This is a genomic window from Bradyrhizobium sp. IC4060, from assembly GCF_020193715.1.
GTDB classification, from domain to species: domain Bacteria; phylum Pseudomonadota; class Alphaproteobacteria; order Rhizobiales; family Xanthobacteraceae; genus Bradyrhizobium; species Bradyrhizobium yuanmingense.
Genome location: NZ_JADYVJ010000074.1, coordinates 1 through 475, shown reverse-complemented (window position 1 = coordinate 475; position 475 = coordinate 1). Strand labels below are relative to the sequence as shown.

Genomic DNA, 475 nt, shown 5'->3' with positions numbered 1-475 from the left:
GTCGGCGTGCTGCTCTCCGGCGGGGTCGATTCGAGCCTGCTGGTGGGCCTGCTGCACGAAGCCGGGGTGGACAACCTGCTGACCTTCTCCATCGGCTTCGAGGATGCCGGCGGCGAGCGCGGCGACGAGTTCCAGTATTCCGACCTGATCGCCGAGCGCTATCACACCCGCCACCATCGCCTGCGCATCGGCGAGCACGAAGTGATCGAGCAGTTGCCGGCGGCCTTCCGCGCCATGAGCGAGCCGATGGTCAGCCACGACTGCATCGCCTTCTACCTGCTCGCGCGGGAAGTCTCGAAGCACTGCAAGGTGGTGCAGAGCGGCCAGGGCGCCGACGAGCTGTTCGCCGGCTACCACTGGTATCCGAAGGTGGATGGCGCCGACGACGCCTTCGCCGCGTACCGCGCGGCGTTCTTCGACCGCGACCACGAGGAATACCTGGCCACCGTCGGCGAGCGCTTCCGCGTCGAGGACG

Annotated in this window: 1 protein-coding gene; it reads left to right on the top strand. The window is 68.0% G+C overall.

All coding sequences use genetic code 11. The features are described 5' to 3' along the window. Positions 1-475, top strand: a 475-nt coding sequence (locus tag I6F16_RS37530) for an asparagine synthase-related protein (protein ID WP_249785766.1), incomplete at both ends; no start/stop codon positions are given.